General features: G+C 68.7%; 26 protein-coding genes. 8 read left to right on the top strand and 18 right to left on the bottom strand.

The window, feature by feature from the left end; genetic code table 11:
* Positions 1 to 25: 25 nt before the first annotated feature.
* The 5 genes from mmsA to GA0115233_RS02025 all read left to right on the top strand — a co-directional run bounded on the left by mmsA (position 26) and on the right by GA0115233_RS02025 (position 7,281).
* Positions 26 to 1,576 carry a multiple monosaccharide ABC transporter ATP-binding protein gene (gene mmsA, locus GA0115233_RS02050; RefSeq protein WP_093718274.1) on the top strand — a complete coding sequence of 517 codons (1,551 nt, stop codon included), beginning with the start codon at positions 26 to 28 and terminating at the stop codon, positions 1,574 to 1,576.
* The gene (mmsB, locus tag GA0115233_RS02045; RefSeq protein ID WP_093718273.1) at positions 1,573 to 2,817 is read left to right on the top strand and encodes a multiple monosaccharide ABC transporter permease; all 1,245 of its coding nucleotides are present in this window, start codon (positions 1,573 to 1,575) and stop codon (positions 2,815 to 2,817) included. The genes mmsA and mmsB overlap by 4 nt, the downstream gene beginning before the upstream one ends.
* A 55-nt stretch (positions 2,818 to 2,872) precedes the next feature.
* Positions 2,873 to 4,018 carry an aldose epimerase family protein gene (locus tag GA0115233_RS02040; RefSeq protein WP_093718272.1) on the top strand — a complete coding sequence of 382 codons (1,146 nt, stop codon included), beginning with the start codon at positions 2,873 to 2,875 and terminating at the stop codon, positions 4,016 to 4,018.
* Positions 4,019 to 4,144: 126 nt separating this feature from the next.
* Positions 4,145 to 5,800 (top strand): pyridoxal phosphate-dependent aminotransferase, encoded by a 1,656-nt coding sequence (locus tag GA0115233_RS02035; RefSeq protein WP_093718271.1) that lies wholly within the window; start codon positions 4,145 to 4,147, stop codon positions 5,798 to 5,800.
* Between the two features lie 887 nt (positions 5,801 to 6,687).
* A complete protein-coding gene (locus GA0115233_RS02025) occupies positions 6,688 to 7,281 on the top strand; it encodes an SMI1/KNR4 family protein (RefSeq protein WP_141689468.1) in 594 nt (197 codons plus the stop codon).
* A gap of 47 nt (positions 7,282 to 7,328) precedes the next feature.
* Here the strand turns inward: GA0115233_RS02025 and GA0115233_RS02020 are convergent, their stop codons facing one another.
* From GA0115233_RS02020 to GA0115233_RS01950, 16 genes are all read right to left on the bottom strand, one after another.
* Positions 7,329 to 8,297: an arabinan endo-1,5-alpha-L-arabinosidase gene (locus tag GA0115233_RS02020; protein ID WP_093718268.1), complete on the bottom strand. Its 969-nt coding sequence runs from the start codon at positions 8,295 to 8,297 to the stop codon at positions 7,329 to 7,331.
* A 133-nt stretch (positions 8,298 to 8,430) separates the two neighbouring features.
* Positions 8,431 to 8,892 carry a hypothetical protein gene (locus tag GA0115233_RS40540; protein WP_141689467.1) on the bottom strand — a complete coding sequence of 154 codons (462 nt, stop codon included), beginning with the start codon at positions 8,890 to 8,892 and terminating at the stop codon, positions 8,431 to 8,433.
* 119 nt (positions 8,893 to 9,011) lie between these two features.
* Complete coding sequence (locus tag GA0115233_RS02010) at positions 9,012 to 9,662, bottom strand: DUF4360 domain-containing protein (protein WP_093718266.1); 651 nt, start codon at positions 9,660 to 9,662, stop codon at positions 9,012 to 9,014.
* 152 nt (positions 9,663 to 9,814) lie between these two features.
* A complete protein-coding gene (locus GA0115233_RS02005; RefSeq protein ID WP_141689466.1) occupies positions 9,815 to 10,051 on the bottom strand; it encodes a hypothetical protein in 237 nt (78 codons plus the stop codon).
* A gap of 208 nt (positions 10,052 to 10,259) precedes the next feature.
* Positions 10,260 to 10,643, bottom strand: coding sequence for a transposase (locus GA0115233_RS02000; protein ID WP_176711604.1), 384 nt, complete (start codon positions 10,641 to 10,643; stop codon positions 10,260 to 10,262).
* 278 nt (positions 10,644 to 10,921) lie between these two features.
* A complete protein-coding gene (locus tag GA0115233_RS40535) occupies positions 10,922 to 11,275 on the bottom strand; it encodes a hypothetical protein (RefSeq protein WP_141689465.1) in 354 nt (117 codons plus the stop codon).
* A 264-nt stretch (positions 11,276 to 11,539) separates the two neighbouring features.
* On the bottom strand, positions 11,540 to 11,809 hold the full coding sequence (locus GA0115233_RS40530) for a hypothetical protein (protein ID WP_141689464.1): 270 nt from the start codon (positions 11,807 to 11,809) through the stop codon (positions 11,540 to 11,542).
* Between the two features lie 28 nt (positions 11,810 to 11,837).
* Positions 11,838 to 12,473, bottom strand: coding sequence for a hypothetical protein (locus GA0115233_RS01995; RefSeq protein ID WP_093718263.1), 636 nt, complete (start codon positions 12,471 to 12,473; stop codon positions 11,838 to 11,840).
* Positions 12,474 to 12,507: 34 nt separating this feature from the next.
* Positions 12,508 to 12,882, bottom strand: a complete 375-nt coding sequence (locus tag GA0115233_RS01990) for a hypothetical protein (protein ID WP_093718262.1) — start codon at positions 12,880 to 12,882, stop codon at positions 12,508 to 12,510.
* 623 nt (positions 12,883 to 13,505) lie between these two features.
* A complete protein-coding gene (locus GA0115233_RS01980) occupies positions 13,506 to 14,405 on the bottom strand; it encodes a sulfite exporter TauE/SafE family protein (RefSeq protein WP_093718260.1) in 900 nt (299 codons plus the stop codon).
* An 86-nt stretch (positions 14,406 to 14,491) separates the two neighbouring features.
* The gene (locus tag GA0115233_RS01975; RefSeq protein ID WP_093718259.1) at positions 14,492 to 14,950 is read right to left on the bottom strand and encodes an RrF2 family transcriptional regulator; all 459 of its coding nucleotides are present in this window, start codon (positions 14,948 to 14,950) and stop codon (positions 14,492 to 14,494) included.
* Between the two features lie 43 nt (positions 14,951 to 14,993).
* Positions 14,994 to 16,508 carry an arabinosylfuranosidase ArfA gene (locus GA0115233_RS01970; protein WP_093718258.1) on the bottom strand — a complete coding sequence of 505 codons (1,515 nt, stop codon included), beginning with the start codon at positions 16,506 to 16,508 and terminating at the stop codon, positions 14,994 to 14,996.
* 62 nt (positions 16,509 to 16,570) lie between these two features.
* A complete protein-coding gene (locus GA0115233_RS01965) occupies positions 16,571 to 17,497 on the bottom strand; it encodes an arabinan endo-1,5-alpha-L-arabinosidase (RefSeq protein ID WP_093718300.1) in 927 nt (308 codons plus the stop codon).
* Positions 17,498 to 17,538: 41 nt separating this feature from the next.
* The gene (locus GA0115233_RS01960) at positions 17,539 to 18,399 is read right to left on the bottom strand and encodes a carbohydrate ABC transporter permease (RefSeq protein ID WP_093718257.1); all 861 of its coding nucleotides are present in this window, start codon (positions 18,397 to 18,399) and stop codon (positions 17,539 to 17,541) included.
* Complete coding sequence (locus GA0115233_RS01955) at positions 18,396 to 19,334, bottom strand: carbohydrate ABC transporter permease (protein ID WP_093718256.1); 939 nt, start codon at positions 19,332 to 19,334, stop codon at positions 18,396 to 18,398. Before GA0115233_RS01955 ends, GA0115233_RS01960 begins: the two co-directional genes overlap by 4 nt.
* Complete coding sequence (locus tag GA0115233_RS01950) at positions 19,331 to 20,680, bottom strand: extracellular solute-binding protein (protein ID WP_093718255.1); 1,350 nt, start codon at positions 20,678 to 20,680, stop codon at positions 19,331 to 19,333. Before GA0115233_RS01950 ends, GA0115233_RS01955 begins: the two co-directional genes overlap by 4 nt.
* Before the next feature lie 247 nt (positions 20,681 to 20,927).
* On the opposite strand from GA0115233_RS01950, the gene GA0115233_RS01945 reads away from it, so the two are divergent.
* From GA0115233_RS01945 to GA0115233_RS01935, 3 genes are all read left to right on the top strand, one after another.
* Positions 20,928 to 21,539, top strand: a complete 612-nt coding sequence (locus GA0115233_RS01945; protein WP_093718254.1) for a toxin-antitoxin system, toxin component family protein — start codon at positions 20,928 to 20,930, stop codon at positions 21,537 to 21,539.
* Positions 21,536 to 22,759: an MAB_1171c family putative transporter gene (locus tag GA0115233_RS01940; RefSeq protein WP_093718253.1), complete on the top strand. Its 1,224-nt coding sequence runs from the start codon at positions 21,536 to 21,538 to the stop codon at positions 22,757 to 22,759. Before GA0115233_RS01945 ends, GA0115233_RS01940 begins: the two co-directional genes overlap by 4 nt.
* A gap of 90 nt (positions 22,760 to 22,849) precedes the next feature.
* Positions 22,850 to 24,241 (top strand): FAD-dependent oxidoreductase, encoded by a 1,392-nt coding sequence (locus GA0115233_RS01935; protein ID WP_093718299.1) that lies wholly within the window; start codon positions 22,850 to 22,852, stop codon positions 24,239 to 24,241.
* Between the two features lie 205 nt (positions 24,242 to 24,446).
* On the opposite strand, the gene GA0115233_RS01930 is transcribed toward GA0115233_RS01935, so the two are convergent.
* Together GA0115233_RS01930 and GA0115233_RS01925 are read right to left on the bottom strand one after the other, a co-directional pair.
* A complete protein-coding gene (locus tag GA0115233_RS01930) occupies positions 24,447 to 25,292 on the bottom strand; it encodes an SMP-30/gluconolactonase/LRE family protein (protein WP_093718252.1) in 846 nt (281 codons plus the stop codon).
* Complete coding sequence (locus GA0115233_RS01925) at positions 25,292 to 26,065, bottom strand: IclR family transcriptional regulator (RefSeq protein ID WP_093718251.1); 774 nt, start codon at positions 26,063 to 26,065, stop codon at positions 25,292 to 25,294. The genes GA0115233_RS01930 and GA0115233_RS01925 overlap by 1 nt, the downstream gene beginning before the upstream one ends.
* Between the last annotated feature and the right edge of the window lie 20 nt (positions 26,066 to 26,085).

The following is a 26,085-nucleotide window of genomic DNA, read 5'->3' as shown; positions in this document are numbered from 1 at the left end:
CACTTACGGATTGGAAGGCACGACCATGGCGGGACCCGTCCTGGAAATGCGCTCGATCGTCAAGACCTTTCCCGGCGTCAAGGCGCTGTCGGACGTCACCCTGACCGTCCAGCAGGGCGAGGTCCACGCCATCTGCGGGGAGAACGGCGCCGGCAAGTCGACCCTGATGAAGGTCCTCTCCGGCGTCCACCCGCACGGCACCTACGAGGGCGAGATCCTCTTCGAGGGGGAGGTCTGCTCCTTCAAGGACATCAGGGCCAGTGAACAGCGTGGCATCGTTATCATCCACCAGGAACTGGCGCTGATCCCCTACCTCTCCATCGCCGAGAACATCTTCCTCGGCAACGAGCACGCCACCCGCGGGATCATCAGCTGGACCGAGACCCTCAGGCACGCCACCGAACTGCTGCGCCGGGTCGGTCTCAGCGACCACCCCGACACCCGCGTCGCCGACATCGGCGTGGGCAAGCAGCAGCTGGTGGAGATCGCCAAGGCGCTGTCGAAGAAGGTGAAGCTGCTCATCCTGGATGAGCCGACCGCCGCCCTCAACGACGAGGACAGCGGCAAACTCCTGGATCTGATCCTGGAGTTGAAGAAGCAGGGCATCACCTCGATCATCATCAGCCACAAGCTCAACGAGATCCGCAAGGTCGCCGACTCGGTGACGATCCTGCGCGACGGCCGGACCATCGAGACCCTCGATGTGAAGGCGGAGGAGACCACCGAGGACCGCATCATCAGCGGGATGGTCGGCCGGGACCTGGAGCACCGCTTCCCCGAACGCACCCCGCACCAGCCCGAGGAGGGCGCGGCCCCGGCCCTGGAGATCCGCGACTGGACCGTGCACCACCCGATCGACCAGCAGCGCAAGGTCGTCGACGAGGTGTCGCTCCAGGTGCGGCGCGGGGAGATCGTCGGCATCGCGGGCCTGATGGGGGCGGGCCGCACCGAACTGGCGATGAGCGTCTTCGGGCGCTCCTACGGCCGGTACGCGGGCGGCACGGTCCTGAAGGACGGCAAGGAGATCCGCACCCGGACGGTCCCCGAGGCGGTCCGCAACGGCATCGCCTACGTCACCGAGGACCGCAAGCACTACGGCCTCAACCTCATCGACACCATCAACCGCAATATCTCGCTCAGCGCGCTGGGCAAGGTCGCCAAACGCGGTGTGGTCGACGAGCACGAGGAGCGGCAGGTCGCCGAGAGCTTCCGCAAGTCCATGAACATCAAGGCGCCCACGGTCTTCGAACCGGTGGGCAAGCTGTCCGGCGGCAACCAGCAGAAGGTCGTCCTCAGCAAGTGGATCTTCGCGGGTCCCGATGTGCTGATCCTGGACGAGCCGACCCGCGGTATCGACGTCGGCGCCAAGTACGAGATCTACACCGTCATCGACCAGTTGGCCGCCGAGGGCAAGGCGGTGGTCTTCATCTCCTCCGAACTGCCCGAGCTGCTCGGCATGTGCGACCGCATCTACACGATGGCCGCCGGCCGGCTGACCGGCGAGTTCTCGCGGGCTGAGGCCTCGCAGGAATCGCTGATGCGACAGATGACCAAGGACAAAGAGGTAACCCGATGAGCACGGATGTGACCGCCAAGACGCCGGCTCCGGCGCCGCCCGGCAAGGGCGGTTCGGCCACGGGCGACGGACTGCTCCAGCTGGTGCTGGACGGCATGCGCCGCAACATGCGGCAGTACGGCATGCTGTTCGCGCTCGGCCTGATCGTGGTGCTGTTCGCCGTGTGGACCGACGGTGACCTGCTGCTGCCGCGCAATGTCTCCAACCTGGTGCTGCAGAACAGCTACATCCTGATCCTCGCGATCGGCATGATGCTGGTCATCATCGCGGGCCATATCGACCTGTCGGTGGGATCACTGACGGCGTTCATCGGCTCGATGGCCGCGGTGTTCATGGTGAAGAACGATCTGCCCTGGCCGGTCGCGGTCGTGCTGTGCCTGGCCATGGGCGCGCTCGCGGGCGCGGTGCAGGGGTTCTTCATCGCCTACGGCGGCATACCGTCGTTCATCGTCACCCTGGCGGGCATGCTGATCTTCCGCGGTCTGACGGAGATCTTCCTGGAGGGCCAGACCCTCGGCCCGTTCCCGGAGGGCCTGCAGAAGGTGTCCAACGGCTTCATGCCGGAGGTCGGCCCGGACACCAACTACCACAACCTCACCTTGCTGCTCGGGCTCGCACTGATCGCGTTCGTGGTCCTCCAGGAGTACCGCGACCGGCGCCGCCAGCAGGAGTTCGCGCTGGAGGTGCTGCCCCGCAACCTCTTCCTGCTCAAGCTGGTCGCGCTCGGCGCCGCCATCCTCACGGTGACCCTGCTGCTCGCCAGCTACAAGGGCGCCCCGTACGTCCTGCTGATCCTCGGGGCCCTGCTGGTCGGGTTCGGCTACGTCATGCGCAACGCGATCATCGGCCGCCACATCTACGCCATCGGCGGCAACCTGCCCGCGGCCAAGCTGTCGGGTGTGAAGGACAAGAAGGTCACCTTCCTGGTCTTCCTGAACATGGGCATGCTCGCGGCCCTGGCGGGTCTGGTCTTCGCCGCCCGCTTCAACGCGGCCTCGCCCAAGGCCGGCCTCAACTTCGAGCTGGAGGCCATCGCCGCCTCGTTCATCGGCGGCGCGTCGATGAGCGGCGGCGTCGGCACCGTGCTCGGCGCCATCATCGGCGGTCTGGTCCTGGGCGTGCTGAACAACGGTATGAACCTCGTCGGCATCGGCACCGACTGGCAGCAGGTCATCAAGGGACTGGTGCTGCTGGCCGCGGTCGGGTTCGACGTGTGGAACAAGCGCAAGGTCGGTTCGTAAAGTCACCGGGCCCCGCTCACCGAGCGGGGCCCCTCCTTTTCACAGGAGCCGCTGCATGGAACTGAACAGACGCACCCTCCTCGCCGGGGCGGCCGCCGCCGGTGTCACCGCAGCACTCAGCTCGACCGCACACGCCACAGGGGGCAACAGGCCGGTGAAGTCGCTCTTCGGCAAGCTCGCGGACGGGACCAAGGTCTACCGCTGGTCGCTGGAGAACGGCGGGACCCGCCTGAAGGTCCTCTCCTACGGCGGCATCGTCCAGTCCCTGGAGATCCCCGACCGGCGCGGCCGGTACACCAACGTCTCCCTGGGCTTCGACAACATCGAGGACTACGTCTCCTCCAGCCCCTACTTCGGCGCCCTCATCGGCCGCTACGGCAACCGCATCGGCAAGGGCCGCTTCACCCTCGACGGCGAGACCTACCAGCTCTCCGTCAACGACGGCGAGAACAGCCTGCACGGCGGGGCCAAGGGCTTCGACAAGGTGGTCTGGGACGTCGAGCCGTTCACCAGGGGCTCCGACGTCGGCCTGCACCTCCACTACACCTCCGTCGACGGCGAGATGGGCTACCCCGGCACGCTGCGCACGAAGGTCACGTACACCCTGACCCGCCACGGCGACTGGCGCATCGACTACGAGGCCACCACCGACAAGGCGACCGTCGTCAACCTCACCAACCACGTCTACTGGAACCTGGCGGGCGAGTCGAGCGGCACCATCTACGACCACGAGCTGTCCATCGCCGGCTCCCGCTACACGCCGGTCGACTCGGGACTGATCCCCACGGGCGAACTGGCGAAGGTGGCCGGCACCCCCTTCGACTTCCGCCGCACCAAGGCCGTCGGCGAGGACATCCGCGTCCCGCACCAGCAACTGCTCTACGGCAAGGGCATCGACCACAACTGGGTCCTCGACAAGGGCGGCACCGACAGGCCGCAGTGGGTGGCGACCCTGCGGGACCCCTCCTCCGGCCGCACCCTGAAGATCGCCACGACCGAGCCCGGGCTCCAGTTCTACTCGGGTAACTTCCTCGACGGCACCCTGGTCGGCACCGGCGGTTCGGTCTACCGCCAGGGCGACGGACTGTGCCTGGAGACACAGCACTTCCCGGACTCGCCGAACCACCCGTCGTTCCCGTCCACAACGCTGCGACCTGGGCAGACGTACCGGACGACGACCGTGCACTCGTTCAGTGCGTGACTGAGGGTCACAGCGCCTTCACAACTTCCCAACATTTTCACAGGGGTTGAACAGCGCCCCAGAGGCATCCGTACGTAAGGGCGGCCCGTGCTCCCCCGCGCGGGCCACCCACAGACGGAGGTTGCCTTGGCTGAGAACGTCACCTCGCTGTTCCGCAGCACGGCGGCGCACAGCCCTTCGATGGCCGCGCTGACCCGCGAAGGCGGTGACGGAGTCGGGCCGATCGACTTCTGCATTCCGTGCAACCCCTACTTCCCCACCCCGGCCATGTTCGACGACATGGCGAGCCGGTTGCGCGACATCATCACGTACTACCCCAGCAGCGCCGACACCATCACGGCCGAGCTGTGCAACCTCCTGCAACTCCCCCCGCAGGCCGTCGCGATGGGCAACGGCTCCACCGAGCTGATCACCTGGATCGACCACCTGCTGGTCCGCGAGTCCCTCGCCGTCCCCGTCCCCACCTTCGGCCGCTGGACCGACCAGCCCATGGAGACCGGCAAGCGGGTCGACATGTTCCCGCTCCAGGAGTCCAGCGGCTTCGCCCTCGACCTCGCGCAGTACGCCGAGTTCATCCGGGCCCGCGGCACCCGCGTCGCGGTCATCTGCAACCCCAACAACCCCGACGGCGGCTTTCTGCACCGGCACGCCATCGTGCAGTTCATGGACGCCATGGCCGACCTGGACCTGGTCGTCATCGACGAGAGCTTCCTCGAATTCGCCGACGCGGAGGCCGAACCGTCGGTCGTCCAGGAGGCGATGCTCCGCCCCAACGTCATCGTGCTGCGCAGCCTCGGCAAGAACTTCGGCCTGCACGGCATCCGCTTCGGCTACCTGGTCGCCAACCCGGCGCTCGCCGGGAAGGTCCGCTCCATGCTCCCCAAGTGGAACCTCAACGCCTTCGCCGAGCACGTGGTGTTCATGCTGAAGAACCACGGCCGGGAGTACGCGGACAGCCTCCAGCAGGTGCGCCGGGACCGGCTCGACATGGCGGGCCAGCTCGCCGCGCTGCCCGGCCTCACCGTCTACCCCTCCCAGGGCAACTTCCTGTTCGTGCGCCTTCCGGTGGGCGCCGAGGGCACGGTCGTCCGCGACCGGCTCCTCACCGAGCACCGGATCCTGGTCCGTGAATGCGGCAACAAGATCGGTTCGTCCAGCCGCTTCCTGAGACTCGTGGTGCGCCCCCAGACGGACGTGCGTCGCCTGGTGTCCGGTCTGGAACAGGTGCTCTACGGGACCAGGAGGGGAGCGGCCGCCGTGCCCGAGCTGGCTACTGGGACCAGCTACAGCTCGGGCACGGCGGCCGTGGACCGGCTCGTCAGCTCGACCAACGGGGCCGGGATGTCTCTCGGGGGCAGTATGTCCATGCCGGCCCAGATCCCGGCGCAGATACCGGCGGCGGCCGCACCGGCGCCGGCGCCCATAGCCGCTGCACCGGCACCGGAGCCGATGCCGGTCGCACCGGCGCCGGAACCGATGATGCCCGTCGCACCGGTACCGGAGCCGATGCCCGCCGCGCCCATGCCCACCCCGGCACCCATGCCGGCACCGGCCCCGGTCCCTGCCCCGGCGCCGGTGCCCACCCCGACCCCGGCCCCTGTTCCGACGCCCGCACCCATGCCCGCGGCCGCCTCGTACGGCCCCACCCCGCCCGGCGTACCGGCCCGAGGGGGGCTCACGGCGGCGCAGGTCCGGGGGACGACGGGGCCTGGGCTCGCACCCGCCCCGGCGACGGGGTGGCCGCAGGCTACGGCTTGGCCTAACGCGGCGGGGATGGGGTAGGGGGCCGCACCGGGACAGTCGCCATTCATAGCGAATCCGACCATGATGTTTCCATCCCGGGTCAATGACTGCGCCCCCGCACACAGTTCAGGAAAAAAGATGTCTCATCGTGGTATTTCGAGACTGCAACAAGTGCTGCCGCCCCCCACCGCAGGCGGGGACTCAGTGAATTGGGATGCGGTAGCACAAGCTACGTCACTCCACCTCCCTGAAGATTACCGGGAATTCGTTGAGGTTTATGGTGGCGGAGAGATGGATGAGTACTGCTCCATCAGCACGCCACCTGTCCCTGGGTCCGCATATGGAGACCTACTGGATGGACTGGACCCGGCGCTACCCTCGCGAGACCTGAACCAACTGGCTGAGCAGCTGGGCTCCAGCACAGTGCCACCACTCCTCCCCTTTGGCACGACGGCGCATGGGGACGTTTCCTTCTGGCTGCGAGAGGGCCCTGCTGACAACTGGCGCGTAGCTACCTTTCGTCGGCAGTCCCCTCCCGGAACCGCCCGATGGACGGTGTTCGACGGCGGTATGGTTGACTTCTGCCTTGCTTTCCTGACCGGAACTGCTGAGCCATTCACGGTCGGCTCCCTCGCGGGGCAGCAACACGAGTACGTCAATTGGCGGGATCTTTAGCAGAGACTGATTCCTTGGAGAGCTTGTTCGGGAAGCAAGCACGCTACCGCCCGGCATCGGCGCCGTCGTGGCAGGTCGTGGAAGAGTGGCTGGGGCAGGGTCTGCCGGAGGAGTACAAGAAGCCTCCCATCGGTGAAGTTGCAGAGGCCGCCGCCATGACGCGGGCCGAGTTGGCGGCGCCGGGAGCTCGTTGAGCCAGACTGTCTCGATGTCCATCCTGCGCATGGGGTGAACGTCCGAGAGAGGTGACCTTGAACTGGTTCGACGAGCTCAGGCGCGCTATGCCTTCCCACCCGGGAGCGGGTGACGTGGTGGACTGGGCTGCCGTGGAGGCTGGCTGGGAGACTTCGTTTCCCAGGGACTTCAAAGAGTTCATGGCCGAGTACGGTGCGGGGGCGATCGACGACTACTTGACTGTGCTGCTCGCCGAACCTCGGGGTGGCTTCGCCGATGGTCCCGCGTATATGGGGATGGCAGACGAGTCCCGGAACGCGGAGGATCTGTGGCCGCCTGGATATGGAAAGCCACGACTTATTGCCTGGGGGCTGGACTCCAGTGCTGACATCCTCTGTTGGCGGGCCGATGGTGATGACCCGGACCGGTGGCCTGTCGTGGTGTGGAGTCGGGGCGGTGGTCGCTGGGCCGAATACCCGGGGGGAATGGCCGAGTTCCTCTGCCGTGTCTTCCGCGCGGAGTTCGACCGCTGCCCCCTGGGTGACTCGGCACTTTGGGGTGCCGCTGCCCCGCGTTTCCTGCACAATGACGAGGAACGAAGGCTGTGGGATTCCGGGATCGACCCGTGGACCGGGGAGGCCGATCCGTTCGCCGGGATGTTCGGAGACTGAGCCTGGGTGCGCCCAGCGGTAACCAGGCGGTCCTGGGCCAGGCTCGGTCAGTACGCGACGGGCCAGCCGGTGCTCCAGTTCAGGAGGTTGATGCCGAGCTTGGGGGTGCCGTTGTCCTGGCCGTCGTAGTAGTGGTAGACGATCAGGTCGCCGTCGACGTCGTTCATGATCGACTGTCCGCCGGGGCCGATGTAGCGGCCGTGCGATTCGAGGACCGGTGTCCCGCCGTTGTTCATCATCGACACACCGTTCCGGTCGTAGTACGGCCCGGTGACGCTGGTGGCACGGCCCACCTTCACCTTGTACGTCGAGCTGGTGCCGGCGCAGCAGGTGTCGTACGAGGCGAACAGGTAGTAGTAGCCGTTGCGCTTGACGATGAACGGCGCCTCCACCGCCTTGGTGCCGGTCGGGCGGGAGGCGAGCGAGTAGCGGGTGGTGTTGGAGGAGAGCTGCTTCCCGGTCGACGGGTTGATCTGGATCATCTTGATCCCGGTCCACCAACTGCCGAAGGACAGCCACCACTTGCCGTCGCTGTCGACGAAGAGGTTGGGGTCGATGGCGTTGTAGTCGCTGGCCGAGTTGGACGTGTAGACGATGCCGTAGTCCGTCCAGCTCCCGGGCTGGCCGGTGGTGGAGCCGGCGAGGCCGATGGCGGAGGTGTTGGAGCCGAACTTGGAAACGGAGTAGTACATCAGGTACTTGCCGCCGTGGTGAGAGATGTCCGGCGCCCAGGCCTCCGGCACGGAGGAGTACGACGACCACCAGCCCGGCCGGGTGCCGAAGGCGTCGGCGCCCGCGCTGAACGCGATGCGGTTGTTGGAGCTCTTGCTGGAGATGCCCCCGCCGGTCGCGTAGAGCAGGTACTGGCCGGAAGAGATGCGGATCATCGTCGGGGCGTGCACGACCGTGGAACCGGTGACCGTACCGGGGTTGGGGTAGGCCGACGCGCTGGACGGCACGAGCGCCAGCAAGAGGGCTGCGGGCAGGGCGAGAAGGGGGGTTCTGATGCGGCTCATGTGAACGCTCCTGTTCTGTATATCGAACGGCGATCGTCACTTCGGACGGGAAGTTAGAATCGAAGCGCTTCCGCGTCAATGACCCGCGCGCCAACTCCCGCATCATGGGCGAGAGTTGGCCCGGAAGTAGGGGTTACGTCGAGGGGACGGTCTCCACCGGGTCGCCGGGCTGCCACTGGCCCGAACTCCACTCCGGGGTGGGGCTGGGACGGGGTGGGGCGGGGGGTGGCGTGGAGCCGCGGTTGGGGTTCTGCGGGACGGTGCCGCCGGAGCCGCCGGAACCACCTGTCCCGCCGCCAGCGGGCGGGGGTGTTGTCGTCGCCTGACGGACGGTCCGCGTCCGCGAAGGCGTCGGCTTGGCCGTCGGCTTCGGTGCCGCCGATGTCTTCTCGGCCGGACTGGGAGAGGCGGTGGCCGTCTCGCTCACCTCGGCCGTCGCCTTGGACGAGGAAGCGGTCGGGGAGACGGTGCTCTCCCGGGGCGCCTCCGCGTCCGGGCCCCCGCCGCCCGAGCAGCCGGTCGCGAACGCGACCACCAGGACCGTCGCCGCGCACAGCGTCACCGCTCGCGCGCCCGGTGACCACAAACGAGCCATCACCCGTCCCCCCGTCGAAAAAATGCCCCCGGAGCATAACCGGGGAACAGACCTCGCCGGTCACGAGGGGTGCCCGTGACCGGCGAGGTTGAGGGGGAGAGACGAAGGGGTGGGCGGGGCTACTTGCCGGGGCACTCCTTCCAGGCCAGGTGGTAGACCGTGCTGATGTCGCCGTCGGTCGAGTCCATGGTCATGAAGCTGACCTTGCGCGGGTCGGAGCTGCCGAGGTTGACCCGGAGTTCGGTGTTGATGTTGAAGTTGCGCTGGACTCCGCAGGGCGCCCAGACGAGTTGGGCCCAGTCCGTCTCGTCCGTGGCCTGCCAGTTGTCGTTGAGCGGCCCGTTGAAGGGATGGTTGCGGTACGCCGTCTGCGGCGAGCCCTGGAAGTAGTACGAGGCTCTCTGCGTGGCGGTCGCGCCGTGCTGGAGCGAGGCGAAGCCCCGGTAGTCGGCGCTTGCGATGGCGTACGTGAAGCCCGACGGGACGTGCACCACCAGGTTGAGCTGGCAGTTCTTACGGAACGCCGTCGGGGAGGAGTTGCCGCCGACCTGGGCGAGGTAGTCGCTGTAGGTCACCGTGAAGGCGGTGTTGTCCTCCGAGACAGCGACGGCGGTGGTGCCCGCGGGACAGCCGGAGCCGTTCACCGTGGCGACCTTGATGATGATCTTGTCCGGCGGCGGGTCGTCGAACGGGTCCGCCGCCTGGGCGGGCAGTGCGGCGGCGACGAGCGCGGTGAGCGCGGCAGCGCTCAGCAGAAGTCCACGCGCCATGGCTTCTCCTTGAATTGGGGGGTGGCTGTCGCCCTCGGCCCTCACTCCTTACTTGGTTGACTCTTGAAGAAACCGTGAGGTTTCTGTGAAGGCCGGAGGCGTACGCATCGTAGGGAGCCTGGCTTGGCATGGACAGGTCGAACTCCAGCCAATCAGAGCGACCCGAGGGACACCCGCCGGGAATCGATCATTTCGTACGCGGTCCGGTCGCCCGCCGCATACAGGCCGTGCACGTTGTCGTCACCGATCTGCACGAGATCCAAGTACTCGGCCTTACGATTGGACAGCGCCAGCGCCTTACCAAAGATCCGCCGCTCCTCATCCGCACTGGTCCACAGGGCCGTGGCGGCCCGGTCGTCGGCCAGGGAGACCCCAATGAACAGTGTCAACTCACTGCGCTTGCGACCTACGTAGTTGCAGCACACTGCCCTCGACCAGCGGGACATTATCGAGCGGGCGCTGCTCCGCAGACCGCCGGTCCAACAGACTGACACCCCGTCGCTGGAATAGACACCGAGCCGATTCCCACGACCGGACCCCTTCTCCATCCAGGCATTGAAATAGAGCCTTCCATAGGGCAGTTGAGCCGCCGTCGCCCTATTCGCATTGCGAACACCATCGTAGGAACATGACCCCTTCCGGGACGCCGGCTGCTTCGCGGCTCTCCTCGTCCGCAGCCCAGTCCCCGGGGAGGCACAGGGCACGGTCGATCACCACCCGCACCGACTCGGTGACCACGGTCAGGTGAACGGCGGCCCGGCACAGCCCGACACCTTTGATCGCGCCGGAGTACTGGCGGCCGGCGCCGACGCAGTCGGTAGAGGACTTCGCGTCCTCGGTCTCGTCCGCGACCAGCACCACGTCCTGACCTGCCAGTTCACGCACGACCAAGCGGGCAGTCTCGGCCCGGGCCCGATCACGGTCGAACCTCGCTCGTGACAGCAGGTGCCGCAGCCGGTACGGGCCTGGATGTTCCAGCACCTCAGCCGTGGCCCCAGGCAGCCTGGGCTATCGTGGCCTCCACGGCCACCTGGTTCTGAAACGTCGTCACAAACGTCCATGATCAAGGTGGCTGTAATTGTGCCCGCACCCGCCCATCCCCCCCAAGCCGCCGACCAGCGCAGGCGCCGGAACTACAGCTGCCGTGGCAGAAGACGTCATGATCCTTCCCGGGGGCAGGCCTTGCGTTCTGAAGAAGACGTGAGGCGGCGTCGTTTACTTCATCAAGAGTGGCCGTACGCCGAACTCGTCCACACTCGTCATTTCACCCCGCGGAATGGAGCAAAATACGATGGCGCATCAATCCACTCACGATCCGCATGCCAATCACACTGCGTGGCAATTACATAACCCGCTCCCGAATTCAAAATGAAGACCGTATGAGGGCTAGACGGTTCAGGGATGCCAGCCCCCTTCAATTCCTCCTTCGAATCCGCTCGATCAATCTCCAGGTGCGGCATGTCCGCCGAAATGTTCATATGCTTCACATTCGAGAAAAGGACCTCGATTCGCTCGTCAGAGTCGAACCTCGGCGCGCTGCGGATGAGCAGCCGGGAGTAACCAACCCCGTAAGCCCAGACCCTGAATTCGCGATCCCACTCAACCAGGCGCATGAGAAACCTACCAATCAGACGATTCTCAGATGTGCCACACTCTGCATGGCACAGGACCCGACACAAAGCGATTCGATACCTCCCCATGTCACAACTGCCCGACAAGCAGAGGAGCCACTGCCCTTGCCAGACCGCACGGCGGGGTCGGCCGGCCCCAGCCGTGCGGTTCAGCTCAGACCTACCTCACCCGCCCGCGCGGAGAGCATTGAAATCCGGCATATCCAGCTCGACTTTCTTATCGCCATGCCAGAAGGTAGTGGAATCCTAGGATCTATTTTCTAGCCGGACGGATTCACCGAGAATATTCATCTCGCACTGAGTCGTAATCCAGGACTTACCCACCATTCCTTCCTTATAGAAGTCCTCAAAAAGCTCCTGTGGCTCTCCGCGCTTGCCGTTGGGCATGATGAAACCGTCGAGGACGACATGAATTCGAATATTAGGCTGTTCGTGCGCCACGTGACGCACGTTTGCCATCGCATCCTCTAGCGAGTTGTCGAGAAAGTGCTTGTACCCGTTAGCCTCGGGCAGCATCGAACGCTTCCGCAAGAATGGGATTGCCCTACTCGGAAAAGAACTCCACTATGCGACGGGCTACTTGGTCGAGGGTGTCGAATTTGTACTCCCGGCGCTCCGGACAGGGCTCCTCCACATGGAACCCGGGGCCGTCCCTGCTAACGCGGAACACCCGATCTTCCTGCCGGGGCGGGGGCATGGTGAAGCGGAGTTCGCCGTAGCTGATCTCTGGGTAAAACCTGCGCAGTTCACCAAACGGAGCGAGACTGACAAGCAGCCGTTGACCACCCGTGTGGTACTCCGAATCCAAGAGGTCCTGCCACTGTGCCTCGGCAAGCCTCCCTGCGACGAATGCGTGCGCCAACCTACCCGGATTCATGAAGGGGAACTCCGACACGTAGTCGTCGAGAGGCAAGCCGTCCTGCCACGCGGTGGCCGCCCGAAGGGCTTTGCCGAGGTCTTCAGTAGCTCCCGAAGTCCATTCGACGCCAGACTCGTAGATGGCGATACCGAAGCCTCTCTCCTGGGCCGCGATACTGATCGAGACTGTACCGCGGTCGGTGACGAGCACTGCGCGGCCGAACCCCTCGACAAGCCCGTCAAGTGCCAGTCCGAGACCGGAAGCCCGGCGCTTGAGCGCCTCAGCCAAGCCATCGGACATGTCGAGGTCGGGGTAGTGCACAGTCGAATCCCAAGGGTCGTTCGGTGATCCTTCACTATTCATCCCAGCGAACCGCCCCTTCGCACGGGCAGAGAGTGAACAGGCTCTTGACCGGATCAAGCTTGCCGAAGGTGGACCAGTCAGGCTCGGGAATCCGGGGAAATTCGGTGATCGCTCCATCCTTGCCCGTGGCGTTGTAGAAGTGCACCGAATCCCAGGAGCGCTGACCGTTGGCCACCGCTCGGGCAATCCAGCTCATTTCGAGGTTTGTCGCTCCATCTCCTAGAAGCCCCCTCCTCACCGCTCCCTCGAAACCTTCCTCAAATCCCTTCATGTTGACGTGGAGAGTGACGTTGGGGTCGCCGATCATGCGCTCCGTGGGGGCCTTCCAGCCGTCATCAGGGTTGGCCATCATGTGGTCGAATTTCATGCCGCTCGCCCACTCCTCGGTTCCCGCGGTGCGCCGCCCAAGCGCGAGATTGCAGTTGTGGACCAGGACCGGCGCAGCCCCCGCCAGCACATAGTACGTGTGCGCGCCGGGCGGGCGGCACCTGCATTTTCGCTGGTCAGCGAATTCCGGCCTGTCCGTGGGTGTGCATGGAAGTGCCGTGCTGTGCGCCTCTGTTGCCGTCGGCGTTGCCGTCAGACGGCTACGCACGTGAGGGCGGTGGAGTGGGCTTTGGCCGGTGTCCTGCCCGCGTCGGGCATGGTCAGGGGGCCGTACGCTGGCCGGCAACTCGGGCAGGCTTTGGACCTGCCCGGAATTTGAACGAGTGGCCCCCTGGCCCTGCCCGACGCGGGCCCGGCCCGGGGAGGTGGGTACAGCCCACGGAGCCGACCGGCCCCACCCCCGGGCCTACGCCCCGGCCAACTCCCCGCCGTCGCTTCGCCGTCGGCCTGGCGTTCGCCCTCGGGGTGGCGTCGCATGTAGACGTTGCAGTCGCTGACGGTGGTCATGTCGCCGACCGTGCGGGCCCGGTCGCGTGCGTTGGCCAGCTCGGCGCAGCCCGCGCAGCCCTCGACGGGTGCCGCCCTCCCGGAGATCACCCGCTCCTACACGCCGGCGGTCACTGTCTCCACAGACGGTTCTTGAGCCGCCCGCTCCGCCCGATGCGCCCGGATCGAGTACGCCACCGCCGCCGTCCACAACGCGCACAGGACGACGTAGACGGGCGTGGTGGGCACGGATGCCCCGCCCACGCGCAGCAGCGTGCGGACGTTGGTGAGGACGATGACGCCGCCGACCGCCGAGCCGAGAACGCGCGGCGGCAGCAGCCGGACCAGCCAGGCCGCGACCGGTGCCGCGACCAGCCCCCCGAGCAGGAAGGCGAGCACCCACACCGCGTCCACCCCCTGCGAGCCCAGCGACACCAGGAACCCCAGGCTGGCGGCCACCGCCACCAGGAACTCACTGGTGTCGATGGAGCCGATCACCTTGCGCGGCTCCATCCGTCCGCTCGCCAGCAGGGCCGGCGTGCCCACCGGGCCCCAGCCGCCTCCGCCCGTCGCGTCCAGGAACCCGGCGACCAGGCCGAGGGGTGAGAGGAATCGCTTGCGCAGGGGCTTGCCGAGTTGGCCCTTGGGCAGTCCGCGGAATGTGAAGCGGGACATGACATACACCCCTAGCCCCAGCAGGATCGCGGACATCAGCGGCTCGGCGAGATCGGTGGACAGGTGGGACAGGGCCGTCGCGCCCAGGAAGGCGCCCACCGCCCCCGGCACCCCGATCCGGGCGACGACCCGCCAGTCGACGTTCCCGAACCGCCAGTGCGCGGCGCCGGACATCAGCGTGGTGCCGATCTCGGCGAGGTGGACGGTGGCCGAGGCGGCGGCCGGATTGGTGCCCATGGCCAGCAGCAGCGTGGTCGAGGTGACGCCGTAGGCCATGCCGAGGCTGCCGTCCACGAGCTGCGCGCCCAGGCCCGCGAGGGCGAGCAGTATCAGCGTGCGCATGGGCCGGGACGCTAGGGGACGGAACTGAGCGTGAGCTGAGAGAGGTTCTCAGGGTTTTCCCAGCTTGAAGGGGATTGCAGGAGGGCTTACGGGTTCTCCCAGGCCGCCGGTTCCGCCGCCAGCGCCTGCACGGTCTCCGGAAGCTTGTCCGCCGCGATGTCCGCGAGGGTGACGCCCTCCAGGATCCGCCGCACGTTCGCGCGCAGCGCGACCCAGAGGGGCAGTAGGGGCTCGGCGGAACCCGCGTAGGACAGGCCCGTCGGACGGACCCCGCGCACCGAGACGATCGGCCCGTCGACGGCCCGGATCACGTCGGCGACCGTGATCTCGGAGGCGTCCCGGGCCAGCCGGTACCCGCCGTTGCCGCCGCGCCGGCTGTCGACCAGTCCGGCGCGGCGGAGGTCGCCGAGGATGCTCTCCAGGAACTTGTGCGGAATGTCCTGCACGGTGGCGATGGCCTCCGCCTTCACCGGGCCGTCCTCATGCCGTACCGCGAGTTCCAGTGCAGCCCGTACCGCGTAGTCCGCCCGTGCCGAGATCCTCATGCGTCCATTGTCGCCGCTGTGGCGCCGCGGCGGGTGCCGGGTGTCACCCGAGCCGGATCATGTTCCAGGACAGCGGCTCCAGTACGGCGGTCAGCCGCCCGTCCGCCAGCCGTGCCCCCTCCCCCGGGTGCGGGGCGACCCGCTCGGGTTCGTCGAGGGTGTTGCGGGCGTCGGGGTCGGCGTCGGCGAGCACGCTGTGCTCGACGATCCGCGTCAGGTCCAGGCCGTTCAGCGCGACGTCGAGCGGGAGTGGCCGCGTGCGGTCGCGGTTCACCGCGAACACCGTGACCGTGCCGTCCTCGGCGCGTACGGCGGTGGCGTGCAGCAGGTCCGTCTCGCCGTACTTGCTCGTCTCGTACGTGGGCGAGTCCACCCGTACGTCGAGGACCCGGCCGCGCCCGTACCGCGAGGCCTGGGCGAACGGGAAGAACGTGGTCTGCCGCCAGGCCGGGCCGCCGGGCTCGGTCATGATCGGCGCGATGACGTTGACGAGCTGGGCGAGGCAGGCCACGGTGACGCGGTCGGCGTGGCGCAGCAGGGCGATCAGCAGCGAGCCGAAGACGACGGCGTCCGTGACGGAGTAGTTGTCCTCCAGCAGGCGCGGCGCCTCGGGCCAGTCGTCCTGCTCGAAGGTCGTCGCCTGCTCCTGCCAGCGGGTCATGTACCAGACGTTCCACTCGTCGAAGGAGAGGTTGATCCGCTTCTTCGACTTCAGCCGGGCGCCGATGTGGTCGCAGGTGGCGACCACGTTCTCGATGAAGGACTCCATGTCGACGGCGGAGGCGAGGAAGGAGTCGAGGTCCCCGTCGACGGGCTCGTAGTAGGCGTGCAGGGAGATGTAGTCGACGAGGTCGTACGTCTCTTTCAGGACCGTCGCCTCCCACTCGGCGAAGGTCTCCATCGACTGGCCGGAACTGCCGCACGCCACGAGTTCGACGGAAGGGTCCTGCTGGCGCATGGCACGTGCCGTCTCGGCGGCGATCCGGCCGTACTCCTCGGCCGTCTTGTGGCCGGTCTGCCAGGGGCCGTCCATCTCGTTGCCCAGGCACCACAGGCGGATGCCGTAGGGGTCCTTGTCGCCGTGGGCGCGGCGGCGGTCGGAGAGTTCGGTGCCGGAGGGGTGGTTGGCGTACTCCTGCAGTTCCAGTGCCTCGGCGACGCCGCGCGTGCCCAGGTTCACCGCCATCATCGGTTCCGCCTGTGGGCCGATCCTGCGCAGGAAGGCGATGTACTCGGAGAGGCCGAAGCGGTTGGTCTCCGTGGAGTGCCAGGCGAGGTCCAGGCGGCGGGGGCGGTCCTCGGCGGGGCCGACGGAGTCCTCCCACTTGTAGCCGGAGACGAAGTTGCCGCCGGGGTAGCGGATGGCGGTGACGCCGAGTTCGCGGACGAGGTCGAGGACGTCCTGGCGGATGCCGTCGGCGTCCGCGGCGGGGTGGCCGGGTTCGAAGATGCCGGTGTAGACGCAGCGGCCGAGGTGTTCCACGAAGCTGCCGAACAGACGGGGGTTGACTTCGCCGACGGTGAAGGCGGGGTCGAGGGTGAAACGGGCGGTGCGCATGGTCGCCTTTCGAAGGGGGTGGGTCGGGTGTGTGGGGGTCGGGCGCGCGGTGCCCCGCGCCCCTAACGGACTTCGGGCCAGCCGTCCTTGGACCAGTGCAGCTTGTTGATCCCCAGCTTCGGTGTGCCCCCGTCCTCCGCGTCGTAGTAGTGGTACGCCAGCCAGTCCTCGCCCTTGTCCTGGAAGACGGACTGGCCGCCGGTGCCGATGAAGCGGCCGTGGCCCTCCAGGAGGAGGTCGCCGCCGCCCTCAAGCATCGGCTTGCCGGTGCTGTCGAGGTACGGGCCCTTGATGTCCTTGGCGCGGCCCACCTTGATCTTGTAGGTGGAGTTCACTCCGGCGCAGCAGGCGTCGTAGGAGGCGAAGAGGTAGTAGTGGCGGCCGTGCCGGACGATGTACGGGCCCTCCACGGCGTACGGGGTGTCCGGGCGGGTGGCCAGGTGGTGGACCGGGGTGTCGGTGAGCGCCTTGCCGGTCCTCGGGTCGAGCTCGACCATGCGGATGCCCGTCCAGTACGAGCCGAAGGACATCCACAGCCTGCCGTCCGCCCTGATCAGGGCGGGGTCGATGGCGTTCCAGGAGTCGGTGGTCCCGGAGGTGAAGACCTTGCCGTGGTCGGTCCAGGTGCCGGGCAGTCCGGAGCGGGAGGTGGCCACGCCGATCGCGGAGTGGTTGCTGCCCCAGCTGGAGACCGCGTAGTAGAGCCAGTAGCGGCCCGCCCGGTAGGAGATGTCCGGGGCCCACGGGTCGCCGGTGTCGTTGTACTCGTACCACCAGCCCGGCGGCTCGGCGAACGCGTTGCCCGCGTCGGTCCAGTGCCTGCCGTCCTTCGAGAGGCGGGCGCCGATCACTCCGCCGGTCGAGTAGGCCACGTACTGGCCGGACTTGAGGCGGATGACGGTGGGGTCGTGGATGATCTGCTGGCCGGTAATGGGGCGTGGGTCGGGGTAAGTCGGCGCCGCCTGCGCGGTGTTGGGCAGGAGCGTCATCAGGGCCGCGGTCGCCGCGGCGGTGAGGGTGGTGCGCAGGGTCACTGTCCCGCCAATCCCGTGTGGGCGACGCCCGCCACGATCTGCCGCTGGAAGAAGACGAAGACGACGATGAGGGGCAGGCCCGCCATCAGGCCGCCGGCCATGAGCTGGGCCCACTGGATGCCGTAGGAGTTCATGACGGTCGCGATGCCGTTCGGCATGGTCATCAGGTCGGGGTTGTTGGTCACCATGTACGGCCACAGGAAGTTGTTCCAGCTGGCGATGAAGGTGAAGATGCCGACCGCGGCGAGCGAGGGCCGGGCGAGCGGGACCACGATGGTGAAGAAGACCCGCCAGCGGCCCGCGCCGTCGATGAACGCGGCCTCCTCCAGTTCGCGCGGGATGCCCTGGAAGAACTTGTAGAGGATGTAGACCATCGCGGCGGGCGCGCACTGCGGCAGGATCATGCCCCAGTAGGTGTCGACCATCCCGAGCTGCTGCACCGTGGTGAACAGCGGTACGCCGAGCACGGCCGGGGAGATCATCAGGCCCGCCATGACGACCCCGAGCAGGAGGTGCTTGCCGCGGAACTCGGTGCGGGCGAAGCCGTATCCGGCGAGCGCGCTGACGACCAGCACGATCGTGGTGACGCAGACCGAGACCACCAGGGAGTTCACGAACCAGTTGGTGATGTTGCCGGTGTCGAGCAGGGCCTTCCACGCCTGGCCCGTCCAGGCCTCCGGCAGCCAGTGCGGCGGGATCTCGGCGGCCTCCGCCTCGGACTTGAACGAGGTGAACAGGGCGGCGGCGATGGGCGCCACGAAGACCGCGGAGACCGCGGTGCCGATCAGGGTGAGGACGATCTGGCCGGGGGTCCAGCGGGACCTCGGGCGGGTCCGGGTGCTGCTGATGACGCTCATCGGGTGCCCTCCTCACGGGTGCGCAGCAGCCACATCCGCGCCAGCGCGACGACGGCGATGAGCACGAAGAAGATGATGGACATCGCGGAGGCGTAGCCCACGCGGTAGCTGGTGAAGCCCTGTTCGAGGGTGTACTGGACGAAGGAGCGGGTGCTGAGCTCCGGTCCGGGGCCGAAGTCCATCATCACCACGGCCTGGTCGAAGAGTTGCAGCGAGGCGAGGATCTGCAGCGCGATCACCAGGCCGGTGATGTTGCGCAGCAGCGGCAGGGTGATGTGGACGGTGCGGTGCCAGGCGTTGGCGCCGTCCAGCTTGGCCGCCTCGTACAGGTGGGCGGGGATGCCCTGGAGGGCGGCGAGGTAGAGCAGGAAGCTGAAGCCGACGGTCCACCACAGGGTCTGGATGACGATGGCGAGCATGGCGTACGACTTGTCCGTCAGCCACGGGGTGTCGATGCCCAGGGTGTGGTTGAACAGGCCGATGCCCTGGGTGAACAGCCACTGCCACATGTTGGCGGCGACCGTGGAGGGCAGCAGGAAGGGGGCGAAGAAGCACAGCCGCCACAGCCATTTGCCGTGCTCGATGTGGTGGGCGAGCATCGCCAGCAGGAAGGCGAGGACGGTGATGCAGGGGACGACAAGGAGCGTGAAGTAGGCGCTGTGGCCGAGCGCGTCCCACATCATCTCGTCCTGGAACGCCTCGCGGTAGTTGTCGAGGCCGATGAAGCTCGCGCCGTCCCCGGAGATGTTGGCGTCGGTGAAGCTGAGGTAGACACCGCGCAGCAGGGGCCAGATCACGAACAGGGCGAACAGCGCGAGGAACGGGGCGACGAACCAACCGCCGTGCTGGAAGCCCTGTTTGCGGCGGACGGTCGCGGTGGCCGTGGCGGTCCTGGCGCGGGCCGGTACGGCGACGGTCTGGGCGCTGGTGGTCATGCGGCCGCACCTCCCTGCGCGGCGGTCCTGCCGTCCATCGGGTTCTTCGCGGCGAGGAGGGTGCCGAGCCGGGACTTCATGCGCCGGGCGACGGCGTCCGGCTCGGCCGAGCCCATCGTGGAGGAGACCACGATGGGGCCGAGGTCCTGGGCGAGCACGCCGGTGGAGCCCGCGAACCACACCTTCGGCTCGGTGGCCTGGTGGTCCATGGCGGACACGTACTCGTTCTGCGGCTGAAGCTTCCGGTAGCCGGGGCTGGACAGGGTCGGGGTGTACGCCGGGATGTGGCCGCCCGCGGCCCACGCCTGGGCGTTGCGGACGATGTAGGCGGCGAGCCGGTGGGCGCCGTCGTTGGCGGCGCCGCCGCGGCCGGCCTGGTGGGGCAGGACGAAGGCGTGCGACTCGGCGTGGGTGGCCTGCCGGCCGAAGACGGGGGGCAGCGGGGTGGCGCCGTAGTCGAGCTTCGCGCCGGAGAACACCGGCACCGACCAGTTGCCCTCCCAGGTGAAGGGGGCGCCGTTGACGAACTGCTCGCCGGTCGGGGCGCCGGGGATGGTGTAGCCGTCGGTGACGTGCTGCCGCAGGAACTGAAGGACCTGGGTGGCCTTGTCGGTGTCGAAGGTGACCTCGGTGTTGGTGTCGTCGAACCAGGTGCCGCCGAGCTGGGTGTAGAAGGCGACGAAGAACCACCACTGGAAGTTCTGGTCGTTGGTCCACAGCCCGATGGTCTGCAGGCCCTTCTTGGTGGCCTTCCTGGCCTCCTTCAGCACGTCGAACCACTCGGCGGTGGAGGTGACGGGCACGAGCTTTCCGTCGTCGCCGATCAGGCCCGTCGGCTTGAGCACGTCCCTGCGGTAGAAGCAGAGCTGGACGTGGATGTCGAGCGGCAGGGCGTACAGCTCGCCGTCGATGACGCCGCGCCGCCACAGCGCGGGGTTGAAGTCGGCCTCCCTCACGCCGTACTCGGCGAGCAGGTCGACGTCCCAGGGGTCGAGGAGGCGGCCGGGTGAGAAGCCGGTGACCCGGCCCATGTGCATCACGCCGAGGTCGGGGGCGCGGTTGCCCGCGGCGGCCATGGCGAGCTTGGTGTAGAAGGGGTTGCCCCACTGGAGGGTGGAGTCCTTCACGTCCGTGCCGGGGTTCTCCGCGCGGAAGGCGTCCAGCATGGCGATCATGTTGTACCCGTCGCCGCCGCTGAAGAGGTTCCAGTAGCGCACCCGGGTGTCGGCTCCGGAGGCGAGTGCGTCGGCTCCCGTGCCGAGGGCCGCGAACCCGAAACTGCCGGCGACCGTCAACCCGCCGAGGGTGGCGAGGAGTTGCCTGCGATTCAGGCCAGGTTGTCCCATACCCTGCCCTTACTGTTCGATATTCCGAATGCTGCCCGTAACTTCGAACGGGACCGTAGGGTGGAAGCGCTTTCGCGTCAATGGGTCACGCGGGATTTCACAGACGCTCTCCGGCTTGCGCGGCCCGCCCGAGGTCGTCCCGGCTTGAACAACGGCCGACGGGCGCATGACGCGGGCAGCGCGGTCCGCGTAGTCTCGAACGGGCTGCCGTACGGCACCGGGACGGCGGTGACACCAAGGGGGTTGGATGGATATCGCGGGCGCGCGCAGCAGGGCGGCCCGGATCGCGGCGGCGCTGCGACGGCGCCCGCGCGGCGGCCCCACGATGCGCGCACTGACGGCCGAACTGGACTCCGCGCTGCGGGCGAGCGGCCGGCGCCCGGCCGATGTGCGCGAGCTGTGCGCCGACTTGTGCGCGCAGATGAGCGTCCGCCGCGGTGGACGCCCCGTGAAACTGCGCTTCGAACGGTTCCCCGACGAGATCGAAGTGACCGGGCTGTGCGTGGAGTTCCAGGACTTCGACCTGGTCATCGTGGAGGAGCGGGCCGAGGCCATGCAGCAACTGGTCATCCTGGGCCATGAGTTGTGGCATCTGCACGCCGGGCACCGGCACCCCCATCTGGCCGGAGCGGCCGCCGTGGACGCCCTCGCCGAGCGCCCCGACTGGCACGACGCCGCCCTCGGCATCGCCGCCCGCAACGGCTCCCGGGAGCGCGACGAGGCCGACGCCGACGACTTCGGGCACCGCCTCGCGGCGACCTTCCGGCACTATCTGACCGGCCCCGCAGAACCGCCCGCCCCGCTCGACCCGCTCCAGCGGTCCCTCGGCTACCGCGGCCGGGAAGGACACCGGCGATGACGTACGCGATGGACCCCTCCGCGCTGCTCAGCGAGTTCTACATCTCCTTCTGGATCCCCACCGCGGTGCTCGCCGCCGCGCTCGCGATCAAGCTGCCCACCATCATCCGGCTCTGGCGCGACCCCCTGCTGCGCGCCGTCGGCGGACTGCTGCTGCTCGCCTGCGCGGTGTTCGTCTTCGTCACGCCCTCCACCATCGCCCGGGTCAACCGCCTCACCGGAGTGCCCAACATCTCGGCGCCCTGGTGCTATTCGCTGCTCACCGCGTTCTGCGGCTCCTGTCTGCTGCTGATCATCGCCTGGCGCAACGGCCTGTCCGACCGCAGCGCCGCCACCCGGCGCGCGATGCGCTGGCTGATCTCCTGCTACTCCGGGGTGATCGTCGCCCTGTGGGTGCTGTTCGCCCTCGCCGACGCGCCCGAGGAGCGCCTGCGGGACCTGGACACCTACTACGCCACCACCCCGTTCATGCGCGAGGAGATCGTCCTCTACCTCCTCGCGCACACCGTGGCCGCGCTGATCACGTCCCGGCTGATCTGGAACTGGGTGCGCACCGACGGCCTCGACGCCTGGCTGCGCTGGGGGCTGAAGCTGCTGGGCGCGGGCTATGTGGTGAACCTCGGCTTCGACTGCGCCAAGATCACCGCCGTGGTGGCCCGTTGGACCGGCCACAACCTGGACTGGCTCTCCACCGACCTGGCGCCGCCGGTCGCCGCGGTCTCCGCCATCCTGATCGCGGTCGGCTTCATCCTCCCGCATGCCGGACAGTTCCTGCACGACCGGCTGCGGGTCCGGCTCGCCCACCGCGAACTGCGGCCCCTGTACCTGCTGATGCGCACCGTCAGCGGCAACCGGCTCCCCTTCGTGCTGCGCGCCACGCCCGAACTGCGCCTGATCCGGCGGGAGACGTTCATCCGCGACGTGCTGCTGCCGCTCTCCCGCCACATCGACGAAAGCACCCGGCGCGGCGCCTACGAACGGGCGGTCTCGCTCGGCTTCAACCCCGACCGGGCACGGGCGCTGGCCGCAGCGGTGGCCATCCAGGACGCCGTGGAGGCCAAGCGGCGGGCCCCGGACAGCGAGGGCACGGGCGAGGCGGACACCACCGAACTGCTCCGCGAGATCGGCGCGGTGTCCCGGGCACTGCGCCGCCCGGAACTGCTGGCCGCGGTGCGCGGCGGGGTGCCGGAGCCGAAGTCGGTGGCATCGACGTCACCGTAGTTCCGTGCTGTAGTTCGTGCAGGGGATGCGTGATTCACGCCGATTGGCGCGAACAGGCCGTCCATGGTGACCTTCAGGAGCAAGCCGTACATGACTGATCGCAGTGCCACCGCCGTCGTGCTCGGCGGGTCCGTAGCCGGGATGCTCGCCGCCCGCGCCCTGGCCTCGCTCGGCGTCCGGGTCACGCTGGTCGAGCGCGACGTCCTGCCCGCGGGCCCCGAGCCGCGCAGGTGCCTGCCGCAGGCCCGCCATGTGCACCAGCTGTGGTCCGGCGGCGCGCGGGCCATGGAGGAGCTGCTGCCGGGGGTCACCGCCCGGCTGCGGGAGGCGGGCGCGCACCGGCTGCCGATCACCACGGACATGGTGGGCCTGTCCCCGCGCGGCTGGTACCGCCGCTGGCCGGAGTCCCACTTCATGCTGCTGTGCAGCCGGGACCTGCTGGACGCGACGGTACGGGAGCAGGTCCTCGCCGACGGGCGGATCGAACTGGCCGAACGCACCGAGGTGCTCGGCCTGGAGGGCACCGCCACCGCGGTCACCGGCGTCCGGTTGCGCGGCCCCGACGACACCCGCCGCACCCTCGGGGCCGGCCTCGTCGTGGACGCCACCGGCCGCGCCTCGCGCACCCCGCGATGGCTGACCGAACTCGGCCTGCCCGGACCGAAGACACGCGAGGTCGACTCGGGCGTGGCGTACGCGAGCCGCGTCTACCGGGCGCCCGAGGCGGCCCGGGACGGCTTCCCGGTGGTCAACATCCAGCCCGAGCCGCGCACCGGCGGCCCCGGCGTGGGCGGGGTGCTGCTGCCGATCGAGGACGGCCGCTGGCTGGTCACCCTGTTCGGCACCCGCGGCGCCGAACCGTCCGCCGACCCGGCCGGGTTCGACGCGTACGCCCGCGGTCTGCGCCACCCGGTGCTGGCCGACCTGATCGACCGCGCCGAACCGCTGACCGACGTGGCCTTCACCCGTACGACGGCCAACCGGCGCCATTTCTACGAGCAGTTGTCGGCCTGGCCGGAGAACTTCGTCGTGCTCGGCGACGCGCTCGCCGCGTTCAACCCGATTTACGGGCACGGCATGTCGGTGGCCGCGCGGGCCGCGGTGGCCCTGCGCGACACCGTCGAGGGGCACGGCTGGGGCACGGCCGGTCTGTCCCGGCGCCTGCAAAAGGCGGTGGCCCGCCCGGCGCGGGCGGCCTGGGACCTGGCGGTCGGCGTGGACGTGTTCTATCCGGGGGCGACGGAGAGCGGGCCCACCCGGGCGGAACGGCTGGTGGCCGCGTACGTCGACCGGCTGACCTACACCGCGACGGGCAACGGCCGGGTGGCGCGGGCGCTGACCGATGTGATGTCCCTGGAGAAGGGCGCGCAGGTCCTGCTGACGCCCAGCATGCTGCTGGCGGCGGCGGTCGGTCCGCTCAAACCGGCGCTGAGCGGACCGCCGTTGACCGGCGACGAGATGAAACGGGCGGGGCTTCAGTAACGGCCCCGCCGGGCTCTGCCTGCGAAGGCGGACGGGCTTCAGGAGCAGCGGTTCCCGCCGAGCGGCGCGGCCCAGCCCGCGATGACGGGCGCGGCTTCAGGAGCAGCAGCTCGGAAGACGGGCGGGGGTTCAGAAGCGGCGGCCCCCGCCAGGCTCACCCGCGAAGACAGGCAGGGCTGCAGACGCAGCAGCCCCCCGGCCGGGCTCACCCCGCGAAGGCGGGCTGGGCGAGCCCCTTGCCCGCGCCGGGGACCACCAGGAGCGACCCGGCCACCGGGTGCGGGGCGTCCAGGCCGACCCGGGCGGTGGTGATGTACAGGTCGGTCAGGTCGGCGCCGCCGAAGGCGCAGGCCGTGATCCGCGGGGTGGGCAGCACGATCTCCCGGTCGAGCCTGCCGTCCGGGGTGTACCGACGTACGGCCCCGCCGTCCCACAGCGCCACCCACACACAGCCGTCGGCGTCGACGGTGAGCCCGTCCGGGAACCCGGCCCCGTCCTCGATCCCGGCGAGGGGCCGCCGGTTGGTGATCCGCCCGTCGGCGTGGTCGAAGACGTCGACGCGCCGGGTGGGCGAGTCGATGTAGTACATGAGACGGCCGTCCGGGCTCCACCCGGTGCCGTTGCTCACCGCCACGTCGTCGAGGACGACCTCCACGGACCCGTCGCCGCCGATCCGGGACAGCGTGCCGCCGCCCGGGGCCTCGTCGTAGCGCATGGTCCCCGCCCACAGGGCCCCGTCGGGCGCCACGGCGGCGTCATTGGCCCGCCGCCCCGGGACGACCTCGCGGTGCAGCCAGCGGAAGGAACCGTCGGGATCGAGCAGCCCCACCCCGTCCCGCAGATTCAGCACGAGCCCGCCGCCGACGCGCGGCTTCACGGCGCCGACGTGCTGCTCCGTGGTACGGACCGTGCGCCGCCCCGAGGCCGGGTCATAGGTGTGGACCCGGCCCCCGAGGATGTCGATCCACAGCAGCCGCCCGCCGACCGCGTCCCAGGTCGGCCCCTCCCCGAGGGTCGCCTCGGCCCGTACCGCCACTTCGTACGTCGTCATCAGGCCGCGCTCCGGTGGCCGAGCCGCTCGGAGAGTTCGGCGGCGCCCTTGGCGGCGAGCTGCTCCAGCTCGGCGCGGCGCTCCTCGCTCCAGCGGATCATGGGCACGGAGATGGAGAGCGCGGCGACGACCCGGCCGGTGCGGTCGCGCACCGGGGCGGCCACGCAGGAGACGTCCGGGTTGGACTCCCGGCTCTCCACGGCGATGCCGCGCTCCCGGATCTCGGACAGGGCCTCGCGCAGGACGGCCGGGTCGGTGATGCTGTTGGGGGTCATGGCGACCAGCTCGGTCCCGTCCGGGATCCGGGAGGCCAGCTCCTGCTCCGGCAGCGCGGCCAGCAGCATCTTGCCGACGGAGGTGCAGTGCGCGGGCAGCCGGCGACCGGCCGCGGAGACCATACGGACGGCGTGCGTGGAGTCGACCTTGGCGATGTAGATGACGTCGGTGCCCTCCAGGATCGCCACGTGCACGGTCTCGTCGCAGGTCTCGGCGACGGAGCGGGCCACCTGCTGGCCTTCGGCGGCGAGGTCGAGCTGCTCGGCGTACCGGCTGCCGAGCTGGTAGGGCCGCACCCCCAGCCGGTAGCGGCCCGGCTGCCCCTGCACCGGGACGATGTAGTTCCGGGCGGCCAGCGTGGTGACCAGTTCGTGGACGGTGGTGCGCGGGAGCTGTAGCTTGCGCACGATGTCGGGGGCGGAGAGCGTGCCGTCCCCGTCGAGGAAGAGCTCAAGGATGTCGAGAGCCCGGGTCACGGCAGGTACGAGGCGTCCCACGTCCGGCCCCCTCCCTTTGT

The sequence above is a fragment of the Streptomyces sp. DI166 genome (assembly GCF_900091315.1).
GTDB lineage: Bacteria > Actinomycetota > Actinomycetes > Streptomycetales > Streptomycetaceae > Streptomyces > Streptomyces fuscus.
Note: the sequence above shows the minus strand (reverse complement) of the source record. Positions and strands in the feature narration are given on the sequence as shown.

Bases quoted from the DNA above. Each gene is read 5' to 3' on its own strand.
- GA0115233_RS01965 (WP_093718300.1), bottom strand. From the start codon at position 17,497: ATGACGCTCCTGCCCAACACCGCGCAGGCGGCGCCGACTTACCCCGAC.
- GA0115233_RS02020 (WP_093718268.1), bottom strand. From the start codon at position 8,297: ATGAGCCGCATCAGAACCCCCCTTCTCGCCCTGCCCGCAGCCCTCTTG.
- GA0115233_RS01980 (WP_093718260.1), bottom strand. From the start codon at position 14,405: ATGCGCACGCTGATACTGCTCGCCCTCGCGGGCCTGGGCGCGCAGCTC.
- GA0115233_RS01945 (WP_093718254.1), top strand. From the start codon at position 20,928: ATGGATATCGCGGGCGCGCGCAGCAGGGCGGCCCGGATCGCGGCGGCG.
- GA0115233_RS40540 (WP_141689467.1), bottom strand. From the start codon at position 8,892: ATGGCTCGTTTGTGGTCACCGGGCGCGCGAGCGGTGACGCTGTGCGCG.
- GA0115233_RS02040 (WP_093718272.1), top strand. From the start codon at position 2,873: ATGGAACTGAACAGACGCACCCTCCTCGCCGGGGCGGCCGCCGCCGGT.
- GA0115233_RS01930 (WP_093718252.1), bottom strand. From the start codon at position 25,292: ATGACGACGTACGAAGTGGCGGTACGGGCCGAGGCGACCCTCGGGGAG.
- GA0115233_RS01990 (WP_093718262.1), bottom strand. From the start codon at position 12,882: ATGAAATTCGACCACATGATGGCCAACCCTGATGACGGCTGGAAGGCC.
- GA0115233_RS01950 (WP_093718255.1), bottom strand. From the start codon at position 20,680: ATGGGACAACCTGGCCTGAATCGCAGGCAACTCCTCGCCACCCTCGGC.
- GA0115233_RS02010 (WP_093718266.1), bottom strand. From the start codon at position 9,662: ATGGCGCGTGGACTTCTGCTGAGCGCTGCCGCGCTCACCGCGCTCGTC.
- GA0115233_RS01975 (WP_093718259.1), bottom strand. From the start codon at position 14,950: ATGAGGATCTCGGCACGGGCGGACTACGCGGTACGGGCTGCACTGGAA.
- GA0115233_RS40535 (WP_141689465.1), bottom strand. From the start codon at position 11,275: ATGCGCCTGGTTGAGTGGGATCGCGAATTCAGGGTCTGGGCTTACGGG.
- GA0115233_RS01940 (WP_093718253.1), top strand. From the start codon at position 21,536: ATGACGTACGCGATGGACCCCTCCGCGCTGCTCAGCGAGTTCTACATC.
- GA0115233_RS01935 (WP_093718299.1), top strand. From the start codon at position 22,850: ATGACTGATCGCAGTGCCACCGCCGTCGTGCTCGGCGGGTCCGTAGCC.
- mmsA (WP_093718274.1), top strand. From the start codon at position 26: ATGGCGGGACCCGTCCTGGAAATGCGCTCGATCGTCAAGACCTTTCCC.
- mmsB (WP_093718273.1), top strand. From the start codon at position 1,573: ATGAGCACGGATGTGACCGCCAAGACGCCGGCTCCGGCGCCGCCCGGC.
- GA0115233_RS01970 (WP_093718258.1), bottom strand. From the start codon at position 16,508: ATGCGCACCGCCCGTTTCACCCTCGACCCCGCCTTCACCGTCGGCGAA.
- GA0115233_RS01960 (WP_093718257.1), bottom strand. From the start codon at position 18,399: ATGAGCGTCATCAGCAGCACCCGGACCCGCCCGAGGTCCCGCTGGACC.
- GA0115233_RS01955 (WP_093718256.1), bottom strand. From the start codon at position 19,334: ATGACCACCAGCGCCCAGACCGTCGCCGTACCGGCCCGCGCCAGGACC.
- GA0115233_RS40530 (WP_141689464.1), bottom strand. From the start codon at position 11,809: ATGCTGCCCGAGGCTAACGGGTACAAGCACTTTCTCGACAACTCGCTA.